Source organism: Klebsiella sp. SWET4, from assembly GCF_024296565.1.
GTDB classification, from domain to species: Bacteria; Pseudomonadota; Gammaproteobacteria; order Enterobacterales; family Enterobacteriaceae; genus Klebsiella; species Klebsiella variicola.
On record NZ_JANCOB010000001.1, the window covers coordinates 219,718 to 246,426 of the forward strand.

A 26,709-nucleotide genomic window follows, 5' to 3' on the forward strand; every position below is an offset into this window, starting at 1 on the left:
AACGGATGTGACCCGCGGGGTCGTTAGCCACCTATAGAGTCTTGATCTCAAATATGATTAGATAGCTTTCACTTAAAACCAGTAAGTAGCTGCCATGAATCTCAGGGAAAAAATCATTAATGAATTCGGCGGGTTGTCGCCCGAGCTGCAACGCGCCGCCGAGTTCTCACTGCAAAATGCCAGCCAACTGGTGGTGTTATCGATGCGTGCCTTCGCGGCGGAAGCCGGGGTAAAACCGGCGACGCTGCTGCGTCTGGCGCAGCGGCTGGGTTACCGCGGCTGGAGCGAGCTGAAAAGCGATTTCATTGACGACCTGGGGCTGCGCAATGATACGTACGTATCAAAAGCGGAAAAAATGATGGCCCGCGGCACGCAAACGCAGCTGTATAAAGAGGTTTTTCAGGCGCATCAGGCGAATCTGACCTTTACGCAAAACGAAAATGCGCAGGAGATGGAGCAGGCGGTGACCTTGCTCGATAGCGCGGAGAATGTCTATATCTGCGGATTCCGCGCCAGCTTTCCAATCGCGTGGTCGCTGTTTTATGTCTATCGACTGTTCAACCGGCAGGTATCGTTAATCGATGGCCTGGCCAGCAATATCGAAGTTTTCACCCGCGAACTGACCAACCGGGATTGCGTCTTACTCACCAGCTTTGCGCCCTATTCACGCGAATCACTGGATGTTTTACGGGCAGCCCGGCAGGTAGGGGCGAAGATCCTCGCCATTACCGACTCGCCGGTTTCCCCCTTAGCGCAGGCGGCAGACTGCACGCTGCTGTTTTCCATCGACAGTCCGTCATTTTTCCCTTCCGTGGTCTCCGGCATGGGGCTGGCGGAGTGTTTACTGGCGATGCTGGTGGTGCGCCACGGCCGGGAGGCGGTGAGTAAAATTGAAAGTGCCGAACGCTATCTTATCGATTCTGGCGTCTATGTGATCCCCGGTAAATCCTGATAAATGATTCAAATGTATCTGGTATAAGAATTATGGATGCATTTATATCTTTATTTCGTTGACGTGATCCAAATGGATCCTGCAAGATACGCTCAATTAATGTAGCGGATTCAGGAGCAGAACCCAGTATGAGTCATGTCATTCACCGCAGCCTGCGTAGCACGCCGATCGTGGCCTCACGTGCCCAGGGGGCCTATATCTTTGATGCCCAGGGAAAGCCGTATCTTGATGCCTGCGGCGGGGCGGCGGTTTCCTGCCTCGGACACGCACACCCTGATGTGCTGGCGGCGATGCACCGCCAGATCGATCAGCTGGCCTATGCGCATACCAGTTTTTTTACCAGTGATGTCGTGGAGCAGCTGGCCGAACATCTCACCCGCACGGCGCCCGGCGAGCTTAACTATGCCTACTTTGTCTCGGGCGGATCCGAGGCAATAGAGACGGCGCTGAAGATGGCGCGGCAGTACTTTGTGGAGATCGGCCAGCCATCGCGCACCCGATTTATCGCCCGTAAACAGAGCTATCACGGCAATACGCTGGGCGCGCTGGCGGTGGGCGGTAACGAATGGCGCCGTCGCCAGTTTGCCCCCTTATTAATGGATGTTATCCGCGTCTCAGCCTGCAATGAGTACCGCGATCGTCGGGCTGACGAGACCCAGCAACAGTATACCGAACGTCTGCTCAATGAGCTGGAGCAAGCCATTCTTGAGGCCGGCCCGGAAACGATTATCGGTTTCTGTGCGGAAACGGTGGTGGGGGCGACGACGGGGGCCACGCCGCCGACGCCGGGCTATCTGAAGGGGGTGCGCCGCCTGTGCGATAAATACGGCATCCTCTATATCGCCGATGAGGTGATGTGCGGTATGGGGCGTACCGGGACGCTGCACGCGTTTGAACAAGACGACGTGGTGCCTGATTTAGTAACCATCGCCAAGGGACTCGGCGGGGGTTATCAGCCGATTGGGGCGGTACTGGCGAGTGAGACCATTGTTTCCGCGCTGAAGGCGGGCAGCGGGTTGTTCCAGCATGGCCACACTTACATTTGTCATGCTACCGCCGCGTCGGCAGCGCTGGCGGTGCAGCAGGTGATTGCGCGCGATAATTTACTGGCTGCCGTCAAACAGCAGGGCGCCTATCTGCAACAGGCCCTGCGCGAGGTGTTGGGTGAGTTACCGCATGTCGGCGATACGCGCGGACGCGGCCTGTTTGCCGGCGTCGAGCTGGTGCGCGATAAAGACAACAAAACCCCGTTCGATCCTGCCCTGAAGCTGCATGCTGCGATCAAAGCAAATTGTATGGCGCGTGGGTTGATGGTCTACCCCATGGGCGGCACGATCGATGGTCAGTATGGCGATCACATCCTGATCGCGCCGCCGTTTATCATCACCCCGGCGCAGATCGACTTTGTGGTCGATACGCTGAACAGCGTGATCCGCGAAGAGACGGGAAAATTATGATCAATCGTTTACCGCCCCTGGCGGAACAGGAATGGGACGAGCAGCAACGTCAGTTAGCGGAAGAGATCATCAATGGGCCGCGCGGCGCCTTACTGCCGCCTTTTGAGCCGCTGTTACGTAGTCCCGAGCTGATGGCGCATGCCCAGCGTATGGGGGAGTATTTACGTTATCGCAGCGCGCTGGGTCAGCGTCTTTCTGAACTGGCGATTTTGCTGACAGCACGGCACTGGTCACAGCCGGTAGAGTGGGCGATCCATGCGCCAATAGCACGTGAGAAGGGCATCTCTGCCGCGGCGGTGCGGGCGATTAAGCAACGGCGCCCGCCAGACGATCTCCGGCCCGATGAGCAGGTGATCTATGACTTCTGTCAGCAACTGCATCAGCAGCAAAAGGTGAGTGATAGCACCTGGCAACAAGCCGTTGATTTATGGGGTGAGAAGGGCGTGGTGGATCTGATTGGGATAAACGGTTATTACAGTTTTCTCTCCATGGTGATGAACAGCGCCCAGACGCCCGTACCGGATACCACCGACTCTCTATTTTCTGAATAAGTTAGCCTTTTCATTCGGGCGCATAATAATGCGCTCTGCATATCAAGTGTTGTTATTGGTTCTTCCGGCGATATATATCGCAGGCTGATATTCGTTGCATGCCATTTCATTGACGCTGAGGGTAATTATGACTGGACTATTTAATAAATTAAAACTGACGCTGGCTTTGGTTATTTGTTCAGCCAGTTTTGTGACAGCAGCCCAGGACAAAATAACGGTGGGCGTGGATACCGCCTTTGTCCCTTTTGAATTTAAACAAGGTGATAAATATGTCGGCTTTGATATCGATTTGTGGGACGCTATCGCAAAGAAAATGCATATCAGCTACGAATTAAGGCCGATGGATTTCGGCGGCCTCATCCCCGGACTGCAGTCGCGTAATCTGGACGTGGCGATGGCCGGAATAACCATTACCGATGCGCGTAAACAGGTCGTGGATTTCAGTGATGGGTATTATAATGCCGACCTGTTAATAGCCGTGAAAAGTACTGATAATTCCATTGCCAAATTCAGTGATTTGACCGGGAAAAAAGTTGGCCTTAAGCAGGGGACGGCGGCGGCCAGCTTTATGAAAAGCAAATATAAAGCGAATTATATCGAGTTCCCGAACATCGATAACGCCTACCTTGATCTGCAGGCCGGCAATCTCGATGCCGTCGTTCACGATTCGCCAAATGTCCTTTACTACGTGAAGACGGCGGGTAATGGCAAGGTCAAATCCACCGGGGAGACGGACAGCATTCTGCCACAGCAATATGGCTTTGCGATGCAGAAAAACAGCAGCCTGACGCCAAAAGTGAACCAGGCTCTGCAGGCCCTGCGTGCCGATGGCACCTACGACAAGATTTACGTTAAGTGGTTTGCTAAACAGCCGAAATAACCCTGCCAGGTCGGAGCGATCCGACCTCATTTCTTCTTGACGGGTAGAATGATGAATTTTGACAGTCGCTATATTTGGGATGCTTTACCGCTGCTGATGCAGGGCTTGCAGCTGACGCTGATTATCTCTTTGTCCGGTTTGTTAGGTGGGTTAATCATTGGCTTGCTGGCGGGAACCTGCCGCGCATTAGGCGGAACAATATCAAAAACGGTATCGCTGGTGTTTGTGGAATTAATCCGTGGAACGCCGATCATGGTGCAGGTGATGTTTATCTACTTCGCCCTGCCGATGGTGTTGCCAGTGCGTATTGACCCGGTTCCTGCCGCAATTATTACCATTGTGATTAACTCCGGCGCTTATATAGCGGAGATCACCCGGGGCGCGATTCTGTCGATCAATAAAGGTTTTAAAGAAGCCAGCCTGGCGATGGGGTTATCGCCACGCAGCACCCTATTACATGTCATTATGCCGCTGGCTTTTCGGCGAATGATCCCGGCATTAGGCAATCAGTGGATTATCAGTATAAAAGATACCTCGCTCTTTATTGTGATTGGCGTGGCAGAATTAACCCGCCAGGGACAAGAGATTATTGCCGGTAACTTTCGGGCGCTGGAGGTGTGGACGGCGGTGGCGATGATTTATCTGTTTTTGACATTGTGCCTGAGCTTCCTGCTGAAACAACTTGAGAAAAGGATCCATATTTTATGAGCATGGTTGAATTTAGCGCGGTGGCGAAAAACTTCGGCGCCACTCAGGTGCTGCACGATATCAATTTAAAGATTGAAGCGGGCGAGGTGGTGGTGATCATTGGCCCGTCCGGCTCGGGAAAATCGACCCTGTTGCGCTGCATTAACAAGCTGGAGGAGATCTCTTCGGGAACGCTGCTGGTGGCGGGCATGCATATTACGGATCCGCACGCGAATGAGTGTGATATTCGCCGCGAAGCCGGTATGGTGTTTCAACAGTTTCATTTATTTCCGCATCTGACCGCCCTTGAGAATGTCATGTTTGGTCCGGTTCGCGTGCGTAAGCAGAGTAAGGCCGCGGCGCGGGAGCAGGCGCTGGCGTTGCTGGACCGCGTGGGTCTGCGCGAACGCGCTAACCACTATCCGGCAGAGCTCTCGGGGGGACAGCAGCAGCGCGTGGCGATAGCTCGTGCCCTGGCGGTAAAACCCAAAATGATGTTATTTGATGAGCCAACATCCGCCCTCGATCCCGAACTGCGGCATGAGGTGTTAAAGGTCATGCGCTCGCTGGCCGAAGAGGGCATGACGATGGTGATTGTGACCCATGAGATTGGCTTTGCCAGAGAGGTGGCTTCCCGGTTGATCTTTATTGATGGCGGCACCATTGCCGAAGATGGTTCACCTGAGGTGCTGCTCACTGCCAGCAGCAATCCGCGTCTGCAAGAGTTTTTGCAACACGTATCCTGAACATAAGTGAATGATGACAATATGAAAACAATCGCAATCCGTGGTTCCGCCTATGCGGTCGGTCAGCAGCTTGGCGCGTTTGGTCGTGAGGCCTGGCATACTAAAATCAGGCAAACAGCGCTGTGGCAAACTGTAACCGCCATGAAAACGGCGGAACAAACCCAGCGCATGCGCGCAGCCGTCCAGGCTCAGTGGCCGCAGATCTGGCAGGAGCTGGAGGGCATGGCGGAGGGGCTGCAGGCGCCGGTGGATGAGGTGTTTGCCTGGAACTGTCGCGGCGATCTGGTGCGTTCGACGTCGGATGGCTGCACTACCCTGGCGGGGATAAGCGCTGAGGGCGAGTTAATTATTGCGCACAACGAAGACGGTTTCCCGCAGCTGCGCGGTGACTGCGCCATCGTCCACGTGACACCGGATGTGGGCCTCGCCTTCACCAGCTTCGCCTACCCCGGCTCCCTGTGCGGGCACACCTTCGCGGTGAATGAGAAAGGGATAGTCAATACGGTCAACAATATTCGTGCTGTGCATCGTCCGGAGGGGATGCCGCGCCAGATACTGGCCCGCGCATCGCTGAATGCCACCACGTTAGATGAGGCCATTACCCTGCTGACCGCGACACCGCGCGCGGGCGCGTTTCACCACACGCTGGGTCAAATGGGCGATAGCCGTCTGTTTAGCGTGGAAGCTACCGGCTCCGGCAGCTCAGTGCGCGAGCTGACCGCCACCTTTGGGCATGCCAACCATCTGATCCATCCCCAGCTTGCGACCATTGAACAGATCGTGACCGGGAGCTCCGGCTCACGCCAGCAGCGCCTGGACGTGTGGCTGGCGACGAACCCGTCGCTGGATGGGGTAACAGCGAAAGCGATGCTCTCCGACCAGCAGGATCCGCTGTTACCGATTTACCGGCTGTCTGCGGAAGATCCGGATGACGAAAATACGCTGGCGACGGCCATTTTTACCCTGAGCGCGACCCGGGTCGCATGGCAGGTCTTCACCCTGGATCGTGAAAACGCGGTTTTGCAGGGCAGCCTTTAGCCGGCTGAGGGCGTTTTCAGCAGGGCGATCAGCAGCGTACTGCACGCCATGATCCCCGCCGCCAGCCACACCATGCCTGACAAGCCCGCAGTGGCGATCAGCTGGCCGCCGACAAGCGCCCCGGTGCCGATGGCGGCATTAAAAATAGCCACGTAAATGGCTGACGCCGGCTGGGCGACCGCGCCTGCGCTGCGCAGCAGCCAGGTCTGTAAGCCGACGAACACGATCGCGATACCGGCGCCCCACAGGGCTAACAGCAGCCCGCTAAAACAGAAAGGCAGGGGCGCAAGCCGTCCGGTGCCGAGGAGCGCCAGCGCGCCTCCGCTCAGCAGCAGTGAAGCAAAAATCAGCCCCTTCAGATGACGGTCGATAAGCTTACCCGCGATAACGTTACCCACCAGCCCGGAAACCCCTGACAACAGCAGCAGGCCGGAGAGGGCGGTCGCCGGTACTCCCTGAAGTGTTATCAGCAGCGGTTCAACGTAGGTGAAGGCGGCAAAGTGAGCGGTAATGATGCAGGCCGTGGCGCCATACAGGCCGCAGAGCAGCGGATTACGGAAGATATCGCGATAAACACCCAGCCTGACGGGGATGGACGCGGCCAGCGCGGGCAGCGTCGAGCATAGCACTGCCGCTGCGGCCAGTGACAGCAGGGCCACCGCCAAAAACGCGTGTCGCCAGCCCGCCAGGGTGGCGATAAAGCTCGCCAGCGGTACCCCCACTACGCTTGCCGCCGACACGCCGCCAAAAATGATTGCCGTAGCCAGCCCCAGCCGGTGCGGCGGGACCAGCTGCGCGGCGACGATGCCAATTAAGGCCCAGAAGGCGCCATGCGCCAGGGCGCCAATCATGCGGGCGCTCATCAGGGCGAACATGGAATAAGACCGGGTCGCGGCGAGGCAGGAAAGCGCCAGGGTCAGCATCAGCCCGACCAGCAGCGCCTTGCGTGAAATACGCGCCGGCATCGCGCCGGAAAGCAGGGCCACCAGGGCGCCCACCCAGCCGTAGGCGGTGACGGCAAGCCCCATACCGGATTCCGTCTGGTGAAAATCCGCCGCCAGGGCGCTGAGCATGCCCACCGGCGCCAGTTCGCTGGTGACGATCGAAAAGGCGCAGATCCCGAGCGCAATGACGGCTATCCAGACGCGCGCCGGGGTTGGGTTAAGGGGTAAAGCAATCTCTTTCATGTCAGGCGTATCCTAAGAAGAGGGAAGTCGCGCATGGTGCACGGACGTTCAGGTGAGGAGAGAACCGGCGATCGGATAGCCTGTTTGTCTCCGCGAGTGGCGTGCAGTATCATCCCTGCGAAAACGATAAAAAAGAGCAGAAAACGGAGAACCGTTTTCCATAATTGGAAAGTAGATGACAGCAGAGTTTAACTGGGATGATGCGCGCATCTTCCTCGCCATCGCCCGGGCGGGAACGCTAAGCGGCGCCGCCGACAAGATGAACATGGGGATTGCCACGGTGTCCCGCAGGCTGGATCGGCTGGAACAGTCGCTGAAAGTCCCGCTTTTCAGCCGCCATCAGAGCGGCTATCGCCTGACCGACGATGGCGAAGCCCTGCTCGCGCGGGCGGAGGCGCTGGAATACGCAGGCCTGGCGTTCGGCGAGGCGGCGCAACTGCAGGGGCATGTCGCCGGGGTTGTCCGCCTGGCTACCTCGGACAACCTGGCCACGCACTTTATTCTGCCCTCCCTGAAAGGGCTCCTGGACCACTATCCTGACCTGCGGGTGGAGGTGCTGAGCGGCGTGCAGCCGGTGAACCTGCATCGTCGGGATGCCGATCTGGCGATCCGCATGGTCAAGCCTGACGCCGGGCATTTGACCTTAAAGCGGCTGGGGACGGTGGGGTTTGGCGTCTATGGCGCCGCCAGCTATCTGGCCGGCGCGGACGGCCTGTCGCTGAGCGAGTCGGACTTTGTGGGATGGCCGGAGACTCACCAGCACCTGCCGGCCGCCCAATGGATCACGCGCACCCTGCGAGGGCGACCGTGTAAAGTCGAAGCCAATACGCTCGTGGCCCAGGTTTCCGCGGTATCAGCGGGACTTGGGCTGGGCGTCCTGCCGCACTTTATGGCGCGGGCCAACGGGCTGCAGTGCCTGCAGCCGGAGATCGGTGCGGATCAGACACTTTGGCTGGTGATGCATTCCGACCTGGCCGGGTCCAGACGCGTGCGGGTTATCGCCGACCATCTCATCACCCTCTTTGCGGACCATCAAGACCGGCTGGCGTTGCCCTGACGCTAACGCTCAGGGGATCACCCGCGCCGTTCTCAGCTGCGAAAACAGGCTGAAAAACATCTCGTCTGTGGCCTGCATCCGCTGGAAGCCAGCCCGGCGCAGTTTACTGCCATCGCCAAACATATCGTACTGCCAGCCGAACACGAAATCGGCAAACTGACCGTCGCTCAGGCGCAGAATGTCCGTTTCCACCAGCCGCTCTGCGGCCAGCTCGCGCCAGACGGCACGGTAGTCATTGAATAACTGATGAAATGAGAGCCTGACGGGTGGGGCGCATTCCAGTTCAAACCACTGCGCGATGCGCGGCCACAGCTCGCACCAGCGCCAGATATCACCATTATTGACGTTGAAGGCCTCGTTTTCCCCCGCCGGTGAGGTGGCGGCCCACAGCGTGGCCTCCGCCAGCAGATCGGCGTCAGTATGATCGACAATGCTGTGCCAGGTGGTTAACGTGCCGGGAAAGCGCAGCGGTAAACCCAGGGCTTTGCAAAGTGATGCGTACAGCGCGATGCTCAACGCAAGATTCATGGCATTACCCGGCACCGGGCTGCCCACCACGCCGGGCCTGATAGCGCTCCAGTGCCAGGTTTTGCCTTGTTGAAAGTGGCGGAGCCACGCAAGTTGAGCGGCGTTAAATTCAGCCCCGGGTACGCCGGGGTCGCTTTCCCGCGCCGGGGTTTTAAAGGGGCCAAGATGGGCGCCATACACTTTATACCCCTGCATCAGGCTGACCGCCTGCAGCGGGGCGTTTTGTTCGACGTGGCTGACCAGATTACGCAGCATGCTAACGTTCGGCTCCACCATCTCGCTCCAGTTTCCGGCATTCATCCAGGCACTGTAAAAAATGTGGGTCACGGTGGACAGCGGCTGGAGCGCTTGCGCACTGTGCCGGGCATCGCGTAAATCGACGTGAATCATCGGGATCGCCCCCGGTTGCGACAGGGCGCGGTGGCTGAGGCCGATAACCTCCCATCCACGATGTAACAGGGTGTTGACCAGCTGGCGGCCAACGATGCCGCTGCTGCCAGCGACCAGTGCGACCTGAGAGGATGTCTTGTTCATGGTGTTTCTCCTGGGAAGGTGACCGACACAGTGTGCTAGATTATTTTTTTGCCACCTATCCCATGAAACGGATGACACTTATCAGCAGAATCATGAAATGAATAATAAGCTCACCGCCATCGCCACCTTTCTGCGCGTTGCCGAAGCCGGCTCATTTTCCGCAGCCGCCCGGCAGCTCGGGATGAAGCAATCTGCCGTCAGTCAGCAGATCGCCGCGCTCGAACAGGAGCTTGGCGTGGTGTTACTCCATCGTACGACGCGGGCCATGATGCTTACCGAGCAGGGGGAGCATTACCGGCGTGATATGCAGCGGGTGCTGAACGCCATGCAGGAGGCGGAAAGGCGGCTCAACCCGGGGGAGCCTCAGTTTCAGGGACGAGTGCATGTCCAGCTGCCAAGCGGTCTCGGCAGTCTTCTGCTGCCGCATCTGCTGGCGCTGCAGAAACAGTATCCTGAACTGCACCTGATGCTGTCGCTCGACGATCGGATCGCCGATCTGATTACCGAAGGGGTGGATGTGGCGCTGCGTCTCGGCCATGAGCCGCCGCCATCCCATGCTGCGCGGGTTCTGGCGCGGATTGAAACGGCGCTCTTTGCGGCACCAGGTCATTATGCCGTCCAGTCCGTGGACGACCTGGCGGCTTGTCCACACGTTCGGTTTAGCGGCCTCCCGCTTGATGCTCCGCTGCGGATAATTTCCGCAGACGAGACGAGAGACGTGCAGGTGAAGACCGTTTTTCGGGCCAACACCAGCGATGCGCTGTTGCAGGCGCTGGAATCCGGTATCGGCATCGGAGGGATGCAGCGACCGCTGGCGGCCAGGGCCCTCAGGGCTGGAAGGCTGGTGCCGATCCTGGCTGACTGGCGATTACCGGACCGTTTCCTGTATGCCGTCTATCCCGATGCCCGTTTTATTCCGCCGCGGGTCAGAAGCGTGATCGCCTTGATTGAGGCGCGACTGCCTGAGCTCGCTGTGGGGAGCTGAGGGTAAGGCGCTCCCCCATTCAGAACCGTGCGCGGTATCGTGCCGCTCCCCTGCAGGTGGTTTCTGATGTTAAGGTGAGACGTTTATCACCACAGGAGAACGCAAATGATTGTCAGGACCTGGCACGGCTGTGTGCCATTGCAACATGCCGAGGGGTTTGCCCGCCACCTTGAGCAGACCGGCGTGGATCACGCCCGGGGTATCCCCGGTAACAGAGGCGCGCTGGTGCGCCAGGAAAACCAGGGCGAATGGGCGCATTTTTTTCTCGCCACCTACTGGCAGGATCTTGCGGCGGTCAAAGCCTTCGCAGGCGAAGATTATCACGTCGCGGTCACCTATCCGGACGATGACGCATTCGAACTCCTCTCCGACCCCTACGTGTTTCAGCATGAAGTTGAGGCCGTGTCGCCACTGTAGGCTGATGACCGGGCAGGGGGAAGATCGGCCAGCAACAGACGGTTGCTGGCCGCGTGAGAGCGACGTCTACCTTGTATGGGCAGCCAGCCGCCGCTGGGTGAACGTGGCATGACGGCAACACTCAGCGCGTGAGGGCCGCGACAATGGAGGCTTCCATTTTCTCCGGCGTCGTCAACGGCGCAAAACGCGTGAGGGGTGTGCCGTCGCGAGCGATGAGGAACTTGGTGAAATTCCACTTGATCCGTCCGCCGAGCACGCCGGGCAACGCTTGTTTCAGATAACGAAACAGCGGGTGTGCGGCGGGGCCGTTGACGTCCACTTTCTCAAACATCGGGAAGCTCACGCCGTAGTTAACGTGACAGGTCTGCTCGATTTCATCCGCACCACCGGGTTCCTGCTTACCAAACTGGTTGCACGGGAAACCAAGCACTACCAGCCCCTGAGCCGCGTACTTTTTGTAGAGCGCTTCCAGGCCAGCGTATTGCGGTGTGAAGCCACAATGGCTGGCCGTATTCACCACCAGAACCACCTTGCCAGCATAGTCAGACATTGAGAGGGGCTGGCCGCGCAGGCGGGTAGCCGTCAATTGATAAAAAGGGGTCATAGCAGGCTCCTGAGAGTAGAAACAGTTCAACGCTGACGATCGCGCGAATGTTTGAAGCAGATTAGGCAGTTATGATACACAGGGTTAGGGATTTGTACCTGGAGTGTTAAAAAAACGCCAGATGTCATAGAGAAAATCGCGAACAGGAACGGCTGAAAATGATGAAATATGTCTTATCGCTGGTGGTGGTGGCGATACTCGCAGGATGTACCAGCACGCCAAACTTGCCGCCTCGGGATACCATTGTGGCGATGAAACCCACAGAGTCCGGTATTGTCGCCAGCTCAGCGAAATACAGTTACCGCTTTGTCCGTGACGGTGTGCCTCAGGAATATCAGCGTTATAAGACCTTTTATGAACGCTTTCATCAACAGGCTTCCGGCGTGCGGGTTAACTTTGTCGTGGAACAACATGAGGTGACGGCGGAATATCTGGTGGTGATGGATCAGCGCAAACTGGATGCCGGGCAGCATAGCGAGCTGGTGAATCAGTATCATGCGGTGCAAATTGATAACGATCGCCTCGGGGTGTTGTTTAAAGCGACAGGATTTTGGACTGCATCGGACGCGTCAGATCTGGCCGCCGCCTACCAGTTAGCGCACCCCGTTGTGGTATCAATCAATGATAAGACCAAAACGATTAGCTCGCTTGGCGCCGTCGCCATGGCCCCGTTGTTTCCATTTTACATGATGTATGGATGTGCCATCGGGCCTTGTGTCTGAGGAAAACAGCCAGCAAGTCACTCGACTCACTGGCTGAGTATTTAATTAAGCTTCACTTTTAGATGACTGCTTGTGAAACAGTTCGCGGAATACCGGGTAGATATCTTCCTGGTCGCGGATATGCTGCATGGCGAAATTATCAAAGGTCGCCTGCAGATGTTCATACTCGCGCCACAGGGTTTGATGCGCCCGGCGGGTAATTTCGATGTAGCTGTAATAACGCACCACCGGCAGAATTTTCTTCGCCAGCAGTTCGTGGCACAGCGGGGAGTCATCGGCCCAGTTGTCGCCATCCGACGCCTGGGCGGCGTAGATATTCCACTGCGCCGGGTCATAACGGGCCTGCACCACTTCATCCATCAGCTTCAGGGCGCTGGAGACGATGGTGCCGCCGGTTTCCTGAGAATAGAAGAATTCGTGTTCATCCACCTCTTTTGCCTGGGTATGGTGGCGGATATAGACCACATCGACGTTTTTATAGGTCCGGCTGAGGAACAGATACAGCAGGATATAAAAGCGCTTGGCCATGTCTTTGGTGGCCTGGTCCATCGAGCCTGAGACGTCCATCAGGCAGAACATCACTGCCTGGCTGGAGGGCTCCGGCCGTTTTTCGTAATTTTTGTAGCGCAAGTCAAAGGTGTCGATAAACGGCACCCGTTCAATTTTGGCGCGCAGCTCAGCAATCTCTTTGCGCAGGCGCTCCTCCTCCAGCAGCTGCACCGGTTCGCTGCGGCTGATGGTCTCCAGATCCTCCTCCAGGGCGCGCAGTTCACGGCGCTTGCCAGCGGTCATCGCCGTACGGCGGGCCAGCGAGTTCTGCAGCGAACGCACTACGCTGATGTTGGCTGGCACCCCATTCGAGGTAAAGCCCGCGCGATGGGTTTTAAACTCATTCAGCTGCCGGTGCTGATTCTTCTTCAGGTTCGGCAGGGCGAGATCTTCAAATAACAGATCCAGGTACTCATCTTTCGAAATCTGGAAGACAAACTCATCCTTCCCTTCGCCGTCGGCGCTGGCTTGCCCCTGACCGCCGCCACCGCCGCCGCCACCGCCCTGCGGGCGCTCAATCCGGTCGTTTTGCACAAAATGATCGTTGCCCGGGTGGACGCGGTTGCGCAGGCCGCCGCGCCCCTGATGAAACATCGGCTCGTTGATATCGTCCGTCGGGATCGAGACGGATTCTCCGCTCTCAATATCGGTGACCGAGCGCTTGTTGATAGCCTCGGAAATCGACTGTTTAATCTGCGCCTTATAACGGCGCAAAAAGCGCTGGCGATTGACGGCGCTTTTGTTTTTCCCGTTCAGGCGTCGGTCTATGAACCAGGTCATATGCCCTCCTGTACTGCATTAGCCAACTTTGCTTATCATCATTCAGCTGCAGTTGACCCGGCGGCGTGCCGCCGGGCTTGACGCATCAGGACGATTTACGAACCCGCAGGTACCACTCGCAGAGCAGGCGAACCTGTTTGCGGGTGTAGCCTTTTTCCATCATGCGGTCGACAAAGTCGTCGTGTTTTTTCTGCTCATCGGTTGATGTTTTGGCATTAAACGAAATGACCGGCAACAGCTCCTCGGTATTAGAGAACATTTTCTTCTCGATAACCGTGCGCAGTTTCTCGTAGCTGGTCCAGTTCGGATTACGTCCGCTGTTGTTGGCTCTGGCGCGCAGCACAAAGTTGACGATTTCGTTACGGAAGTCTTTCGGGTTGCTGATCCCGGCCGGCTTCTCAATTTTCTCCAGCTCAGCATTCAACGACTCACGGTCAAACAGCTGACCGGTATCCGGATCGCGATACTCCTGATCCTGGATCCAGAAGTCGGCGTAGGTGACATAGCGATCGAAAATGTTCTGCCCGTACTCGGAGTAGGATTCCAGATAAGCGGTCTGGATCTCTTTGCCGATAAACTCGGCGTATTTCGGGATCAGATAGCCTTTGAGGAACTCCAGGTAGCGCTCGGCGTTCTCCTGTGGGAACTGTTCGCGCTCAATCTGCTGCTCCAGGACATAGAACAGATGCACCGGGTTGGCGGCCACCTCGACATGGTCGAAGTTAAACACCCGTGACAGGATCTTAAAGGCAAAACGGGTGGAGAGCCCGTTCATCCCTTCATCCACCCCGGCGTAATCGCGATACTCCTGATAGGATTTCGCTTTCGGGTCGGTATCTTTCAGGCTTTCGCCATCATAGACCCGCATCTTCGAGTAGATGCTTGAGTTTTCCGGCTCTTTCAGACGCGACAGAATCGAGAAGCGCGCCAGCGTTTCCAGGGTGCCCGGGGCGCACGGCGCGTGGGTCAGCTCGCTGCTGTTGAGCAATTTTTCATAGATGCGGATCTCTTCGGAGATACGCAGGCAATAAGGCACCTTGACGATATAGACGCGGTCGAGGAAGGCCTCATTGTTCTTGTTATTACGGAAGGTCACCCATTCCGATTCGTTGGAGTGGGCGAGGATTATCCCGTTAAACGGCAGGGCAGAGATCCCTTCGGTCCCGTTGTAGTTCCCTTCCTGGGTGGCGGTCAGCAGCGGATGTAGCACCTTAATCGGCGCTTTAAACATCTCGACGAATTCCATAATCCCCTGGTTGGCACGGCACAACGCACCGGAGTAGCCATAAGCGTCCGGGTCGTTTTGCGCATAGTGTTCCAGTTTACGGATATCCACTTTACCGACCAGCGCCGAAATATCCTGGTTGTTTTCATCACCGGGTTCGGTTTTGGCGATGGCGACCTGCTCAAGAATCGATGGCCAGACTTTGACCACGCGGAATTTAGTAATATCGCCGCCAAACTCGTGCAGGCGCTTGGCCGCCCACGGCGACATGATGGTGCCGAGGTAGCGGGTGGGCACGCCATACTCTTTCTGAAGGATCTGGGCATCCTCCTGCGGATTAAACAGGCACAGCGGGTGATCGTTGACCGGGCTACGCTCGCCGTTGGCGCTCAGCACATAGATGGGCACGCGCTGCATCAACGCTTTCAGCCGTTCAGCCAGCGACGATTTACCACCGCCCACCGGCCCCAGCAGATAGAGGATCTGTTTCTTCTCTTCCAGCCCCTGGGCGGCATGCTTGAGATAGGAAACGATCTGCTCAATGGCGTCTTCCATACCGTAAAACTCTTCAAAGGCCGGATAGCGTGCGATGACCCGGTTTGAAAAGAGACGGGATAGCCGCGGCTCGAGAGCCGTATCAACCATGACGGGTTCACCAATGGCCATCAACAGACGTTCTGCCGCATTGGCATAGGCACTGCGATCTTGCCGGCAGATGGTAAGAAACTCCTGCAGTGTGAACTCTTCGTCCTTGGCAGCTTCATAGCGCTGGCGATAGTGATCGAATATATTCATGGCATGCCGTCCTTTCGTTTTTTAGCACAGGTTGAGAGCCGTTCATATGAGTAGTGGGGGCCCCCGGAAGACATAAGCTGAACGTCGCTCTCCAGATATCCAGCAACCCTTATGCCAGGTTGCGGGTGGAGTAGCGTGAATGTGCCCTGCAATTACACCTTCTAAATTTAAGCGTAGATGCATTTAGAAATCTTGCATGCCGCAGAAAATCAATTTCAATGACATATCAATAACTCATCCTGAAAATGACGCTTTTTGACACGCCAGGACGCGAAGCTGTCACCGGGCTGTCACCTCATGGTAAGAGAAGGGTGGGAAAGTGAACGATTTGTGTCATGTCGGGTAAAGAATTTGAGGCATGAGGTCTACGACGGTAAACTGCACGGGCTGATAATTTGACAACGGGAATATGGATTGTGACTAAAATCAAACTTCTGGCACTCGGCGTGCTGATTGCGACGTCCGCCAGCGCGGCGCATGCCGACGGGAAGTTCACTCTTGGGGCTGGCGTAGGCATCGTCGAGCATCCGTATAAGCAATATGATGCGGATGTCTACCCGGTGCCGGTCATTAGTTATGAGAGCGATAACTTCTGGTTCCACGGTCTGGGCGGGGGCTACTACCTGTGGAACGACACCAACGATAAGCTGTCAATAACGGCCTACTGGTCGCCGATGTACTTCAAGCCGGGCGACAGCGACAGCGCGCAAATGCGTCAACTGGATAAACGTAAATCGACCGTGATGGCCGGTCTGTCTTATGTCCACAACACGCCCTATGGTTTCCTGCGCACGACGATTGCAGGCGATACGCTGGATAACAGTAATGGTATCAACTGGGATCTCGCCTGGCTGTACCGCTACACCAATGGTAACCTGACGCTGACGCCGGGCATTGGCGTGGAGTGGAACAGCGACAATCAGAACGAATACTACTATGGTGTCTCGCAGCATGAGTCCCGTCGCAGCGGCATGCGCAGCTACGATCCGGACAGCAGCTGGAACCCGTATCTGGAGCTGTCGGCTAACTATCGCTTCCTCGGCGACTGGAGCGTATACGGCATTGCACGCTATACCCGTCTGTCGGATGAAATTACCGACAGCCCGATGGTGGACAAATCCTGGAGCGGCCTGATCTCAACCGGGATTACCTACACCTTCTGATTGTGCATCATTACAGTGCGCTTTATGCATCAAAACAGGGCTTCACGCCCTGTTTTGCTTTATGGTGGTGCAGAAAGCTAAAGAGGAGGAGACGGTGAAAAAAACAGTACGCTTTGGCGAGCAGGCGGCGGTTCCGGCCATCGGGCTGGGCACCTGGTATATGGGCGAAAACAGCGCCCAGCGTCCGCAGGAAGTGGCTGCACTGCGCGCGGGCATCGACCACGGACTGACGGTGATCGATACGGCGGAAATGTATGCCGACGGTGGGGCGGAAGAGGTCGTCGGGCAGGCGATCCGCGGCCTGCGCGATCGCGTGGTGCTGGTGTCCAAAGTCTATCCCTGGCACGCCGGCGGAACGGCGATGCGCCGCGCCTGTGAAAACAGCCTGCGCCGGCTGCAGACCGACTATCTCGATATGTATCTCCTGCACTGGCGCGGGGATATCCCGCTGCAGGAGACGGTCGAGGCGATGGAGAGGCTGGTGGCCGAGGGCAAGATCCGCCGCTGGGGCGTCTCTAATCTGGACACCGACGATATGCAGGCGCTGTGGCGGACGGCGGGTGGCGAACGCTGCGCGACCAACCAGGTGCTCTATCATCTCGCATCGCGGGGCATTGAATACGATCTCCTGCCCTGGTGCCAGCAGCACACTCTGCCGGTGATGGCCTACTGCCCGCTGGCGCAGGCGGGGCGCTTACGCGATGGACTTTTTCAGCATACCGATATCATTAATATGGCTAACGCGCGGGGGGTGACAGTCGCACAACTGCTGCTCGCCTGGGTGATTCGTCATCCGGGAGTGCTGGCGATCCCGAAAGCGGCCAGTATTGAGCATGTGGTGCAGAATGCTGCCGCGCTCGATATCGTCCTCAGTGCGGAAGAGCTCGCGCAGCTGGATCGCCTCTATCCACCACCGCAGCGAAAAACCCGGCTGGATATGGTTTAATCAGCACCTCAGCCAGCGGAGAAAAAAGCCCCGTCGGGAACGGGGCTTTTTGCTGTTAGCGTTTTTTCAGGCTGATGGTCTGCGCCAGGCGAGAGGGGGTCTCTTCGCTGGCTTTCTGCGGCTGGGTCACGCAACAGGTTTCGACGCAAACGAAGGTTTTGTAACCATCGTCCGGCATGTCGCCCATGCTGACGGACAGCGCCGGGCCCGGGTTCCAGGCCACCACGTTGTGCTGATGATGATGCACGACGTCGATAGTGCGGTTAAGCGCATCGTCATGGATCACGCTGCAGCTGTCAGCGTTAAGGTAGACGCGGTCGGTGCGGTCCGGGAAGGTCTGCACGCCGTTGCTCAGGACGCCTTCTTCGGCATTCTTCACTTTATCGATATAGCGCTCGCCAAGACCACTCACTTTCACCGCTGCGATATCGCCGACGTTGAAGTAGGTATGCAGGGCAGAGGTGGTCTCGAATTCACCGTGGGCTTCCAGCTCGATTTCACAGGTCTTGCCCAGCTTAAAGCGGGCATAGAGGGTGAATTCGTGCGGCCAGAGCTTCATGGTTTCGGCGCTGTGCTGGAGCGCAAAGGTCAACATGACGCCGCTGTCGTCTTCGTCATGACCTTCCAGGGTCCATGGCAGATTGCGGGCAAAGCCGTGCGACGGCAGACCCTGTTGCGCGGAAGGGCCAAACCAGGGCCAGCAAATCGGCACGCCGCCGCGCAGGGCGACGCCCTGTTTAAATGGGGTGTTGTTGCTCAGCCACAAGACTTCTTCTTCACCGGCGGGTTTCCAGGAGAGCAGGTGCGCTCCCTGCAGCGCCACAGAGGCTTTCACCTGCGGATGGTCGATGACAATCAGCTCCAGGTCGTCCAGCTGGCGACGGGAGATCACGGGAGAAATGGTTTCATTCACCGGGAGAGCAAAAATTTTATTTATCATTGTGCAATCCTATCTCTGCAGACAAAAAAAAGAGCGACCGAAGTCGCTCTTACAGATTACTTTTTCATCTCAACTTATTTGGAGATGTGAGCAATCAGGTCCAGAACTTTGTTGGAGTAGCCAGTTTCGTTGTCGTACCAGGAAACCAGTTTCACGAAGTTGTCGTTCAGTGCGATACCTGCTTTAGCATCGAACACGGAAGTGCAAACTTCGCCGTTGAAGTCGGTAGAAACAACGTCGTCTTCGGTGTAACCCAGAACGCCTTTCATTGCGCCTTCAGAAGCGGCTTTGATGGCTTTCTTGATTTCTTCGTAGGACGCTGCTTTTTCCAGACGAACGGTCAGGTCAACAACGGATACGTTCGGAGTCGGAACGCGGAACGCCATACCGGTCAGTTTGCCGTTCAGTTCTGGCAGTACTTTACCTACTGCTTTAGCAGCACCGGTAGAGGACGGGATGATGTTCTGAGCTGCGCCGCGGCCGCCGCGCCAGTCTTTGTGAGACGGGCCATCAACGGTTTTCTGAGTCGCGGTGGTCGCGTGGACGGTGGTCATCAGGCCTTCAACGATACCGAAGTTGTCGTTGATAACTTTAGCCAGCGGTGCCAGGCAGTTGGTGGTGCAGGAAGCGTTGGAAACGATGTCCTGGCCAGCGTAAGTTTCGAAGTTAGCGCCGCGAACGAACATCGGGGTGTTGTCTTTGGACGGGCCAGTCAGAACGACTTTTTTCGCGCCAGCGGTGATGTGTTTACGAGCGGTTTCGTCGGTCAGGAAGATACCGGTTGCTTCAGCAACAACGTCAACACCAACTTCGTCCCACTTCAGGTTAGCCGGGTCACGTTCAGCGGTAACACGGATTTTTTTACCGTTAACGACCAGATGACCGTCTTTCACTTCAACGGTACCGTCGAAACGACCGTGAGTGGAGTCATACTTCAGCATGTAAGCCATGTACTCTGCGTCTAACAGGTCGTTGATTGCAACGATCTCGATGTCAGAACGTTTCTGAGCAGCACGGAAAACAATGCGACCGATACGGCCAAAACCGTTGATACCTACTTTGATAGTCATATATTCCACCAGCTATTTGTTAGTGAATAAAAGGTTGCCTGTAAAATTACAAAAACCTTACGCAGCGTCAAGCGGAATCGTGTCAATCATTGCGACAAATCAATCCTGAGCACACCTTGCGCGATTGATTTGCCTCACTCTCCCTTTGAGCCCAATTCCATATGGGGGCTGCGCGCGGAATTTTAAAGGGCATTTAAGATAAAAACGTGATTTAAGTCACAATTATCTGGCTGCCTGTTGGCACCGCATAAGTTTAGAACAAAAGTGCACGCTTCATTGTTAATGTTTTGTTAGAATTGGAGCGAAAGTTGTCCATTGCAAAGCGAGATGTAAGCCCATGGCGAATAAACCCTCCCCGGAAGAGCTGAAAAACGGCTTAAGCGAAATGCAGTTTTACGTGACGCAGCATCACGGCACCGAACCGCCTTTCACCGGACGGCTGCTGCACAACAAGAAAAATGGCGTGTATCACTGCCTGGTGTGCGATGCGCCGCTGTTTTACTCCCAAACCAAATACGACTCCGGTTGCGGCTGGCCGAGCTTCTATGAGCCGGTGAGCGATGAGGCCATTCGCTATCTGACCGACAATTCGCACGGCATGCAGCGCATTGAAATCCGTTGTGGAAATTGTGACGCCCATCTCGGCCACGTGTTTCCGGATGGCCCACAGCCGACCGGCGAGCGCTATTGTGTGAATTCGGCGTCGCTGAGCTTCACTGATGAGCAGAATGGCGAGCAGATTAAGGGTTGAAGAAACGATTCAGCAAATTATTCCAAGCGGAGTGGAGCGGAAGATGGATATTGAGCAAATTATCGACAGTATGACGCCGGAAGTTTACCAGCGTCTGGCGACGGCGGTGGAGCTGGGAAAATGGCCGGATGGCGTGGCGCTGACGCCGGAGCAAAAGGAAAATAGCCTGCAGCTGGTGATGCTGTGGCAGGCCCGGTATAACACCGAAGCCCAGCACATGACCATCGACACTCGCGGGCAGATGGTGATGAAGAGTAAACAGCAGCTGAAGGAAGATTTCGGCATCGTGCCAAAGCCGATCGCCACCGTTAAGCTGCAATAAAGCGCCAGCCGGCGGCGCGTGGTTCCGGCGTCGGGGTCACCCCGCGCCGGACAGCATCAGCGTGAACGACCGCGCGTAGCGGCCAGATCGGCATGCTTACTTTTTGTTCATCATCGCTTTCAGATCGGCAAACGGGTTGTAGGTGGCCTCACCGACGCTCTTTTGCGCATCTTCGCCCGCCACCACCGTGGAGCCATACTGATCGGCTTCGGTGTACTTGGAATGTTCGTGATCGTGACAATACAGGCACAACATCTCCCAGTTACTCCCATCTTCCGGGTTATTGGAGTGGTCGTGATCGATGTGGTGCACCGTCAGTTCGCGCAGATTGGAGTAGACAAACTCCCGTGAGCAGCGTCCGCACACCCAGGGAAAAAGCTTGAGCGCCTTTTCGCGGTAACCCACTTCCAGACGCGCGTAATTTTTGGGGATATAGGCCATGGCCCCCTGCCTCCTGTCAAACGGTTAAGCTGCGCCAGCGCGTGGCGCAGCGGATAACTGGCATCATAACCTATCCCGGGCTGCGCGATATACCTGCATTGCAGGCGATGTTGTCTGCGTCACGCAGCCCGAGGGGAAGGGGCGTGACTAGTGTTTGATCCCCAGCGATTCCGCCAGCTGACGGGCCAGCTGATTCTGGTCATCGGCGCCATATTCCCAGAACATGGCCCCGGCGAGGCCCTTCGCCTTGATATAGTCCGCCTTAATGGCCACCGATCGCGGGTTCTCATACGACAGGGCGAACAGCGGCTTGCCCTCCGCGGACTGCACTGACAGCCACGGAACCTTCGCTTCATCGTCCCAGTGCTCGGTAAAACGTTTTTGCGGATCGTTGAGCAGTTTGCCCACGATATCGTTGTATTTTACGTAGGTGTCTTTGCTCAGGTCATAACCCAGTGAGGCAAACAGCGCGACCTCCTGTGGCCCAAAATAGGGCTGGGTGACCGGATTGTTTTGCGCATCCGCTTTCGTCCAGTCAATCCCCGGTTCAACTGCCCGTTTCGGTACCCGGCCATAAAAACCAATCCCGAGGTTCATCTGGCTGGGTTTAAGCCCGGCGGCCAGGTAATTGTTGACCACAAAATCGGCGCTGTATTTATCCGCCGCGGCGACCGTTGGCCAGTGGCTGGAGTCATACAGGTTCGAGTTGAAGTACTGCGTGCCGTAGGCCATGTCGTAGGTCATCAGGTTGATGTAGTCGAGCGATGGCGCAATCGCTTTAACGTCCACCCAACTTTTCGGACTTTCTGCGTTAGCCCCCACGGCAATAGTCACCAGTTTCCTGGTACCAAACGCTGCGCGCAGCTCTTTTAACAGCGCGGTAAAGTTATCGCGATCGGCCGGTTGACTGGCAACCAGCCCCCAGGCGCCGTTGACCGGAAACTCCCAGTCGAGGTCAATCCCATCCAGACCATATTTTTCAACAATTTCCTGCGCAGACTGAATAAACACCTTACGGGTTTCTTTGCTTGCCGCCGCGCCGGAGAAACCGCGCGCCCCCCAGCCGCCGACCGACAGCAGGACCTTGAGGTCCGGGTTCTGTTTACGCAGGGCCGGGAGCTTTTGCAGATCCGCCTGCACCTTCGGCGACAGCCAGATCTCGTGCAGATGATCGGGATCCTTCAGGGCCGCATTAGTCTCGTCTTTTTCATCGTTATAGATAAGACCAAACGAGTAGTTGAGATGGGTGATCTGCCGGACGTCCAGCTTATCGATATCGCCGCCGGGCCCGGCAGTGACGTCGCCGCCGCCGTTAAAATAGCCGACGGACATCAGAGGTTGGGCAGAGAGCGTGGAAGCGCAAAGCAAGGGCAAGGCTGCCAGCAAGGGCAAACGTTTCATAGTGGTTCCTCTTTGACATAAAAAATAACCACGCCACGGAAATGGCGTGGCGAAAAAACAGCCTTGCCAGACTACCAGCAATAACCTGTTGAAACTGCGAGAGAGTTCAATTTATGGACGATAGCGAGGCGGCTGAAGAAGACCCGGCGCGAGGGCGCCGGGGGGAGGGATCAGGCCTGAGATTCCCGCCAGTCATCGAGGGTATACAGCGTGGCGCCCGCGGCGGCCATCTCCATAAACGCCTGGCTGCTGTCCTGCGGCTGCAGGTTAACGCCGCGACAGCCGTCGATGATGACATTGACCGTATAGCCCAGCGCCAGGGCATCCAGCACGGTGAATTTGACGCAGTAATCGGTGGCGAGGCCGAGGACGGTCAGTTCCACGATGCCCTGGCCGCGCAGCCAGCCGTCCAGTTCAGTTTTCTGCCGGTGACCGTTGTCAAAAAAAGCGCTGTAGCTGTCAATGACCCGGTTTTGCCCCTTATGGAACACGGCGTTGATCGCCTGCTGTTTGAGCAGCGGATGCAGCGCCGCGCCTTCGCTGTGCTGTACGCAGTGATCCGGCCAGAAGGTCTGCGCCAGGCCGTCGAGTTCGCCCTGGGTGTAGGGTGCCACCTGGTGCTGGCTGGCGAAGCTGCCATGATCCGCCGGGTGCCAGTCCTGGCTGGCGACGATGGGCTCGCCGCGCGCCAGGCTCCAGTCGATAAGCGCATTAGCCACCTCGACGGTACTGTCGCCTTCAGGAACCGCCAGCGCGCCGCCGGCGCAAAAGTCGTTCTGCAAATCAACCAGTAACAGCGCTCGATGTGCCATACGTCCTCCTTAAGCCTCGTCGGGGGTGAGTTCGCCACGCAGATTTTGCTGCATCGCCGCGCGAATGGCGTCAACATCCAGCTGCTGGCTAAGCAGATAGTGTAGCTTGGTCAGCGTCGCTTCCACCGTCATATCGAAACCACTGATGACCCCCGCCTGGGCGAGGGCGTTGCCGGTGGCATAGCCGCCCATGTTCACTTTCCCGGACATGCATTGCGTCAGATTGACCACCACAATACCGCGCTGGCTGGCTTCCGCCAGCACCTGAATAAACTCGCCATTCTGTGGGGCATTGCCGACGCCATAGGAGCGGAGGATCAGCGCTTTCACCGGCTGGCGCAGGAAATTGCGTACCACGTCGGCGGAGATGCCGGGGTAAATCGTCACCACGCCAATCGGCTGCGGGGTGATGGGGTGCACGATAAGCTCTCCGCGGCCCTGCGGCGCCGGCGGGGTACCGAGACGGCGAATATGGATCCCGGCTTCCAGCAGCGGCGCGAGGTTTGGCGAGGCGAAAGCGTCGAAGCCGTCGGCGTGGGCTTTAGTGGTGCGGTTGCCGCGAAACAGTCGATTGTTGAAGAACAGCGCCACTTCGTTAATCGGATAGTTGGCGGCGACGTAGAGGGCGTTAAGCAGGTTAATCTGACCATCAGAACGCAGCTCGGCCAGCGGGATTTGTGACCCTGTCACAATGACCGGCTTGCCAAGGTTTTCCAGCATGAACGACAGCGCCGAAGCGGTAAACGCCATGGTGTCGGTACCATGGAGGATCACAAAGCCATCATACTCATCGTAATGGCTGCGGATATCGTCGGCGATGTGCTGCCAGTCCTCGGGGGTCATATCGGATGAATCCATCAGCGGATGGTATTCATGGATCGTGAAGTCCGGCATCTCCGGACGATGGAATTCAGGCATCAGTGCCAGCTGACGCTGCAGATGGCCGGAAACGGGGACATAGCCGTGTTCAGAGCGCTGCATACCGATGGTCCCACCGGTGTAGGCAACGTAAATCGATTTTTTTTGCATAGCATCGCTTAGGTTGGTCGTAGACAGGCGCAGTATAAAGAGACGCGGGAAAAAATACAGTGTTGGCCGCTGGCTTTGTGGCGGCGCTGGCAGGTGCGGGAAAAAGGCTGCCCCGGGAGACGGGGCAGCCGCTGCGTACTAACGGATGTTGGCGCAGGTCAGGCAGAAGGCATAGCGGTTCTGCGGGTCGTTAAACGCCGCCAGCTTGTCGCTCTCCGCTTTCACCGTCTCGGCCGCCGCGGCGACCGGTGCAGGCAGCCAGGCCTGAATGGCCGCCGGCAGCGAGGCGCGTACCGAGCCGGTCAGGCTATCCAGCACCATCGAGAAGAAGGTCGGCTCTTCCTGATAGTAGTTGAGGTGCCAGGTTTTCAGCTTCGCCAGCTCGGCGGCTTTAGCCACCGCATCGTCGAAGTCGCCGAGGCTGTCGACCAGGCCGTTGGCTTTGGCATCTTCCCCGGTCCAGACGTGTCCCTGGGCAATCTGGTCGATTTTCTCCGGCGTGCTCTTACGGGCGTTAGCCACCAGGGTGATAAAGCGCTGATAGCCATTCTCAATGCTCAACTGCATCAGCTGCTGCACTTCCGGCGGCAGCGCTTTGGTGCTGGAGACATCCGCCAGCGGCGACGTGGCGACGCCGTCGGTATGGACGCCAATCGACCCGAGGGTATTTTCCACGGTGTTGATTACGCCAAAGATGCCGATGGAGCCGGTGAGGGTGCTCGGGTTCGCGACGATGTAATCCGCTGGGGTGGAGATCCAGTAGCCGCCAGATGCAGCCATACCGCCCATCGAGACCACTACCGGTTTACCGGCAGCTTTGGCTGCCGCCAGCTCTTCACGGATAATTTCTGAGGCGGTCACGCTACCGCCCGGGCTGTTAACGCGCAGAACGATGGCCTTAATTTTCGGGTCGAGGCGCGCATCGCGAATTTGCGCCGCCGTGGTATCGCCACCAACGTTGCCCGGGGTCTCCTCGCCATCCATGATGGCGCCGTTGGCAAAGATCACCGCAATGGCGGAACCTTCGTCAGACGGTGTCTTCACGTTGTAGTCGTAATAGCTGATCGCCCGGTAATTGTTATCCGTTTTGCTCCAGCCAAACTGTTTGGTCAGCGCCTTTTCCACTTCCGTGGAGGTCGCCAGCTCATCCACCAGCTTATTGTCCAGCGCATATTTTGCCGTATCGCCGCCCACTTTACGCAGGCCATCGATAATGCCCTGGGCGCCCGGGAATAGCTGCTGGGCGGTGATCTGGCGGTTGGCGGCAATGGTGTTGAGGTAGTTCTGCCACAGTTCGCCAATCCAGCGGCTGTCCGCCTCGCGGGCGGCAGGGGACATATCATCGCGAATGAAAGGCTCGACGGCGGATTTATAGGTGCCGACGCGGAAGACATGGGTGGAGACCTTCAGCTTATCCAGCAGTGATTTGTAGTACAGCCCATTGGTGGCGAAGCCGTGCAGGTCAACCTCGCCCTGTGGTGAGAGCCAGATTTTGTTGGCAAAGCTCGCCAGGTAGTACTGGCCCTGGCTGTAGCTGCTGCCGACGGCATAGACCGGTTTGCCGCTGTCGCGGAACTCACGCAGCGCTTTACCGATGTACTGCATGGACGGCTGATCGCCGCCAACGAAGTTTTTCAGATCCAGCACAATACCGGTGATATTGCGGTCATCTTTCGCCTGGCGAATGGTCTGCACGATATCGAACAGAGAGTTCTCCTGCAGACGGTCCGAGCTGGCGCCAAACAGCTGGCGGCCAATTACGCCGAGCTTGCTGCTGGCGGAAGGTTTATCCACCACCACGCCGGTAATATCCAGCAACAGCGCGCCGCGCGCGGCATGTTCGCTGGTAGTGGTGCTGAACTGGCTCCAGATACCGATACACACCAGCACCAGCACCAGGAAGATCGCATTCAGAGCCAGTTTGCGAATAAAGTTGAGTATCCGCCACGTCCATTTAAAAAAGCTGGCAATCAGTCGCCAAAGGGTTCGCATGTCTTCTCCCTAACGTTATCTAAAAAGGGCAGGCCGCAGGGGCCGCCGCGTCTGGCTATCCTAAAGAGTGAGCCGTCGGTTGTCAGCAGGAATCACCGACCACGCTGTAACAAAATCCTTGTGCATGTTAATTTTATGAAAAATGACA

27 protein-coding genes are annotated in these 26,709 nt (G+C 57.0%); 15 read left to right on the top strand and 12 right to left on the bottom strand.

From position 1 onward, the window contains the following. Positions 1-94: 94 nt before the first annotated feature. The 7 genes from NKJ21_RS01250 (at position 95) to NKJ21_RS01280 (ending at position 6,311) form a co-directional block, all read left to right on the top strand. Complete coding sequence (locus NKJ21_RS01250) at positions 95-952, top strand: MurR/RpiR family transcriptional regulator (RefSeq protein ID WP_239270276.1); 858 nt, start codon at positions 95-97, stop codon at positions 950-952. Positions 953-1,080: 128 nt separating this feature from the next. Beyond that, positions 1,081-2,409 carry an aspartate aminotransferase family protein gene (locus NKJ21_RS01255; RefSeq protein WP_016160729.1) on the top strand — a complete coding sequence of 443 codons (1,329 nt, stop codon included), beginning with the start codon at positions 1,081-1,083 and terminating at the stop codon, positions 2,407-2,409. After that, on the top strand, positions 2,406-2,960 hold the full coding sequence (locus NKJ21_RS01260) for a carboxymuconolactone decarboxylase family protein (RefSeq protein WP_023297420.1): 555 nt from the start codon (positions 2,406-2,408) through the stop codon (positions 2,958-2,960). The genes NKJ21_RS01255 and NKJ21_RS01260 overlap by 4 nt, the downstream gene beginning before the upstream one ends. A 127-nt stretch (positions 2,961-3,087) precedes the next feature. Next, positions 3,088-3,840: a glutamine ABC transporter substrate-binding protein GlnH gene (glnH, locus tag NKJ21_RS01265; protein WP_008807644.1), complete on the top strand. Its 753-nt coding sequence runs from the start codon at positions 3,088-3,090 to the stop codon at positions 3,838-3,840. Positions 3,841-3,891: 51 nt separating this feature from the next. After that, positions 3,892-4,548, top strand: a complete 657-nt coding sequence (gene glnP / locus NKJ21_RS01270) for a glutamine ABC transporter permease GlnP (RefSeq protein ID WP_012542106.1) — start codon at positions 3,892-3,894, stop codon at positions 4,546-4,548. Positions 4,549-4,550: 2 nt separating this feature from the next. Then, positions 4,551-5,273 carry a glutamine ABC transporter ATP-binding protein GlnQ gene (glnQ, locus tag NKJ21_RS01275; protein WP_012542105.1) on the top strand — a complete coding sequence of 241 codons (723 nt, stop codon included), beginning with the start codon at positions 4,551-4,553 and terminating at the stop codon, positions 5,271-5,273. A gap of 21 nt (positions 5,274-5,294) precedes the next feature. After that, positions 5,295-6,311, top strand: a complete 1,017-nt coding sequence (locus NKJ21_RS01280; protein ID WP_239270278.1) for a C45 family peptidase — start codon at positions 5,295-5,297, stop codon at positions 6,309-6,311. Here the strand turns inward: NKJ21_RS01280 and NKJ21_RS01285 are convergent. Next, on the bottom strand, positions 6,308-7,498 hold the full coding sequence (locus NKJ21_RS01285) for an MFS transporter (RefSeq protein ID WP_110233910.1): 1,191 nt from the start codon (positions 7,496-7,498) through the stop codon (positions 6,308-6,310). The two genes, NKJ21_RS01280 and NKJ21_RS01285, sit on opposite strands and share 4 nt — an antisense overlap. Positions 7,499-7,673: 175 nt before the next feature. Between NKJ21_RS01285 and NKJ21_RS01290 the strand changes: the two genes are divergently transcribed. Next, entirely contained in the window at positions 7,674-8,555 is an 882-nt protein-coding gene (locus NKJ21_RS01290) for a LysR family transcriptional regulator (RefSeq protein WP_022065501.1), read from the top strand. Positions 8,556-8,564: 9 nt separating this feature from the next. Here the strand turns inward: NKJ21_RS01290 and NKJ21_RS01295 are convergent, their stop codons facing one another. Next, a complete protein-coding gene (locus NKJ21_RS01295; protein WP_060875909.1) occupies positions 8,565-9,617 on the bottom strand; it encodes an SDR family oxidoreductase in 1,053 nt (350 codons plus the stop codon). Between the two features lie 97 nt (positions 9,618-9,714). On the opposite strand from NKJ21_RS01295, the gene NKJ21_RS01300 reads away from it, so the two are divergent. After that, a complete protein-coding gene (locus NKJ21_RS01300; RefSeq protein ID WP_239270282.1) occupies positions 9,715-10,602 on the top strand; it encodes a LysR family transcriptional regulator in 888 nt (295 codons plus the stop codon). 105 nt (positions 10,603-10,707) lie between these two features. Then, positions 10,708-11,019, top strand: coding sequence for a hypothetical protein (locus tag NKJ21_RS01305; protein ID WP_012968478.1), 312 nt, complete (start codon positions 10,708-10,710; stop codon positions 11,017-11,019). A gap of 121 nt (positions 11,020-11,140) precedes the next feature. On the opposite strand, the gene NKJ21_RS01310 is transcribed toward NKJ21_RS01305, so the two are convergent. Further along, positions 11,141-11,623, bottom strand: coding sequence for a glutathione peroxidase (locus NKJ21_RS01310; RefSeq protein WP_012542099.1), 483 nt, complete (start codon positions 11,621-11,623; stop codon positions 11,141-11,143). A gap of 158 nt (positions 11,624-11,781) precedes the next feature. On the opposite strand from NKJ21_RS01310, the gene NKJ21_RS01315 reads away from it, so the two are divergent. Then, complete coding sequence (locus tag NKJ21_RS01315) at positions 11,782-12,345, top strand: hypothetical protein (RefSeq protein ID WP_008807634.1); 564 nt, start codon at positions 11,782-11,784, stop codon at positions 12,343-12,345. A 45-nt stretch (positions 12,346-12,390) separates the two neighbouring features. Here NKJ21_RS01315 and NKJ21_RS01320 read toward each other — a convergent pair whose 3' ends face one another. Further along, positions 12,391-13,674, bottom strand: coding sequence for a YeaH/YhbH family protein (locus NKJ21_RS01320; RefSeq protein WP_012968476.1), 1,284 nt, complete (start codon positions 13,672-13,674; stop codon positions 12,391-12,393). Positions 13,675-13,759: 85 nt separating this feature from the next. After that, entirely contained in the window at positions 13,760-15,694 is a 1,935-nt protein-coding gene (yeaG, locus tag NKJ21_RS01325) for a protein kinase YeaG (protein ID WP_008807632.1), read from the bottom strand. Between the two features lie 416 nt (positions 15,695-16,110). On the opposite strand from yeaG, the gene NKJ21_RS01330 reads away from it, so the two are divergent. Both NKJ21_RS01330 and NKJ21_RS01335 read left to right on the top strand, forming a co-directional pair. After that, positions 16,111-16,857: a MipA/OmpV family protein gene (locus NKJ21_RS01330; RefSeq protein ID WP_008807631.1), complete on the top strand. Its 747-nt coding sequence runs from the start codon at positions 16,111-16,113 to the stop codon at positions 16,855-16,857. A gap of 61 nt (positions 16,858-16,918) precedes the next feature. Continuing rightward, a complete protein-coding gene (locus tag NKJ21_RS01335) occupies positions 16,919-17,803 on the top strand; it encodes an aldo/keto reductase (protein WP_032739614.1) in 885 nt (294 codons plus the stop codon). Between the two features lie 55 nt (positions 17,804-17,858). Here NKJ21_RS01335 and NKJ21_RS01340 read toward each other — a convergent pair whose 3' ends face one another. After that, entirely contained in the window at positions 17,859-18,743 is an 885-nt protein-coding gene (locus NKJ21_RS01340; protein WP_008807629.1) for a D-hexose-6-phosphate mutarotase, read from the bottom strand. A gap of 74 nt (positions 18,744-18,817) precedes the next feature. Further along, positions 18,818-19,813, bottom strand: a complete 996-nt coding sequence (gapA, locus tag NKJ21_RS01345) for a glyceraldehyde-3-phosphate dehydrogenase (RefSeq protein WP_008807628.1) — start codon at positions 19,811-19,813, stop codon at positions 18,818-18,820. A gap of 337 nt (positions 19,814-20,150) precedes the next feature. On the opposite strand from gapA, the gene msrB reads away from it, so the two are divergent. Beyond that, complete coding sequence (msrB, locus tag NKJ21_RS01350; RefSeq protein WP_239270284.1) at positions 20,151-20,564, top strand: peptide-methionine (R)-S-oxide reductase MsrB; 414 nt, start codon at positions 20,151-20,153, stop codon at positions 20,562-20,564. Positions 20,565-20,607: 43 nt separating this feature from the next. Further along, positions 20,608-20,886 (top strand): YeaC family protein, encoded by a 279-nt coding sequence (locus tag NKJ21_RS01355; protein ID WP_012542095.1) that lies wholly within the window; start codon positions 20,608-20,610, stop codon positions 20,884-20,886. Positions 20,887-20,982: 96 nt separating this feature from the next. Here the strand turns inward: NKJ21_RS01355 and yajD are convergent, their stop codons facing one another. From yajD to sppA, 5 genes are all read right to left on the bottom strand, one after another. Further along, positions 20,983-21,327: an HNH nuclease YajD gene (gene yajD / locus NKJ21_RS01360; protein WP_002901254.1), complete on the bottom strand. Its 345-nt coding sequence runs from the start codon at positions 21,325-21,327 to the stop codon at positions 20,983-20,985. Positions 21,328-21,474: 147 nt separating this feature from the next. Further along, the gene (locus NKJ21_RS01365; protein ID WP_111460284.1) at positions 21,475-22,728 is read right to left on the bottom strand and encodes a glycoside hydrolase family 18 protein; all 1,254 of its coding nucleotides are present in this window, start codon (positions 22,726-22,728) and stop codon (positions 21,475-21,477) included. 170 nt (positions 22,729-22,898) lie between these two features. Next, entirely contained in the window at positions 22,899-23,540 is a 642-nt protein-coding gene (gene pncA, locus NKJ21_RS01370; RefSeq protein ID WP_012968473.1) for a bifunctional nicotinamidase/pyrazinamidase, read from the bottom strand. A gap of 9 nt (positions 23,541-23,549) precedes the next feature. Further along, complete coding sequence (gene ansA / locus NKJ21_RS01375) at positions 23,550-24,569, bottom strand: asparaginase (protein WP_008807624.1); 1,020 nt, start codon at positions 24,567-24,569, stop codon at positions 23,550-23,552. Between the two features lie 138 nt (positions 24,570-24,707). Continuing rightward, positions 24,708-26,561: a signal peptide peptidase SppA gene (gene sppA / locus NKJ21_RS01380; RefSeq protein WP_008807623.1), complete on the bottom strand. Its 1,854-nt coding sequence runs from the start codon at positions 26,559-26,561 to the stop codon at positions 24,708-24,710. Between the last annotated feature and the right edge of the window lie 148 nt (positions 26,562-26,709).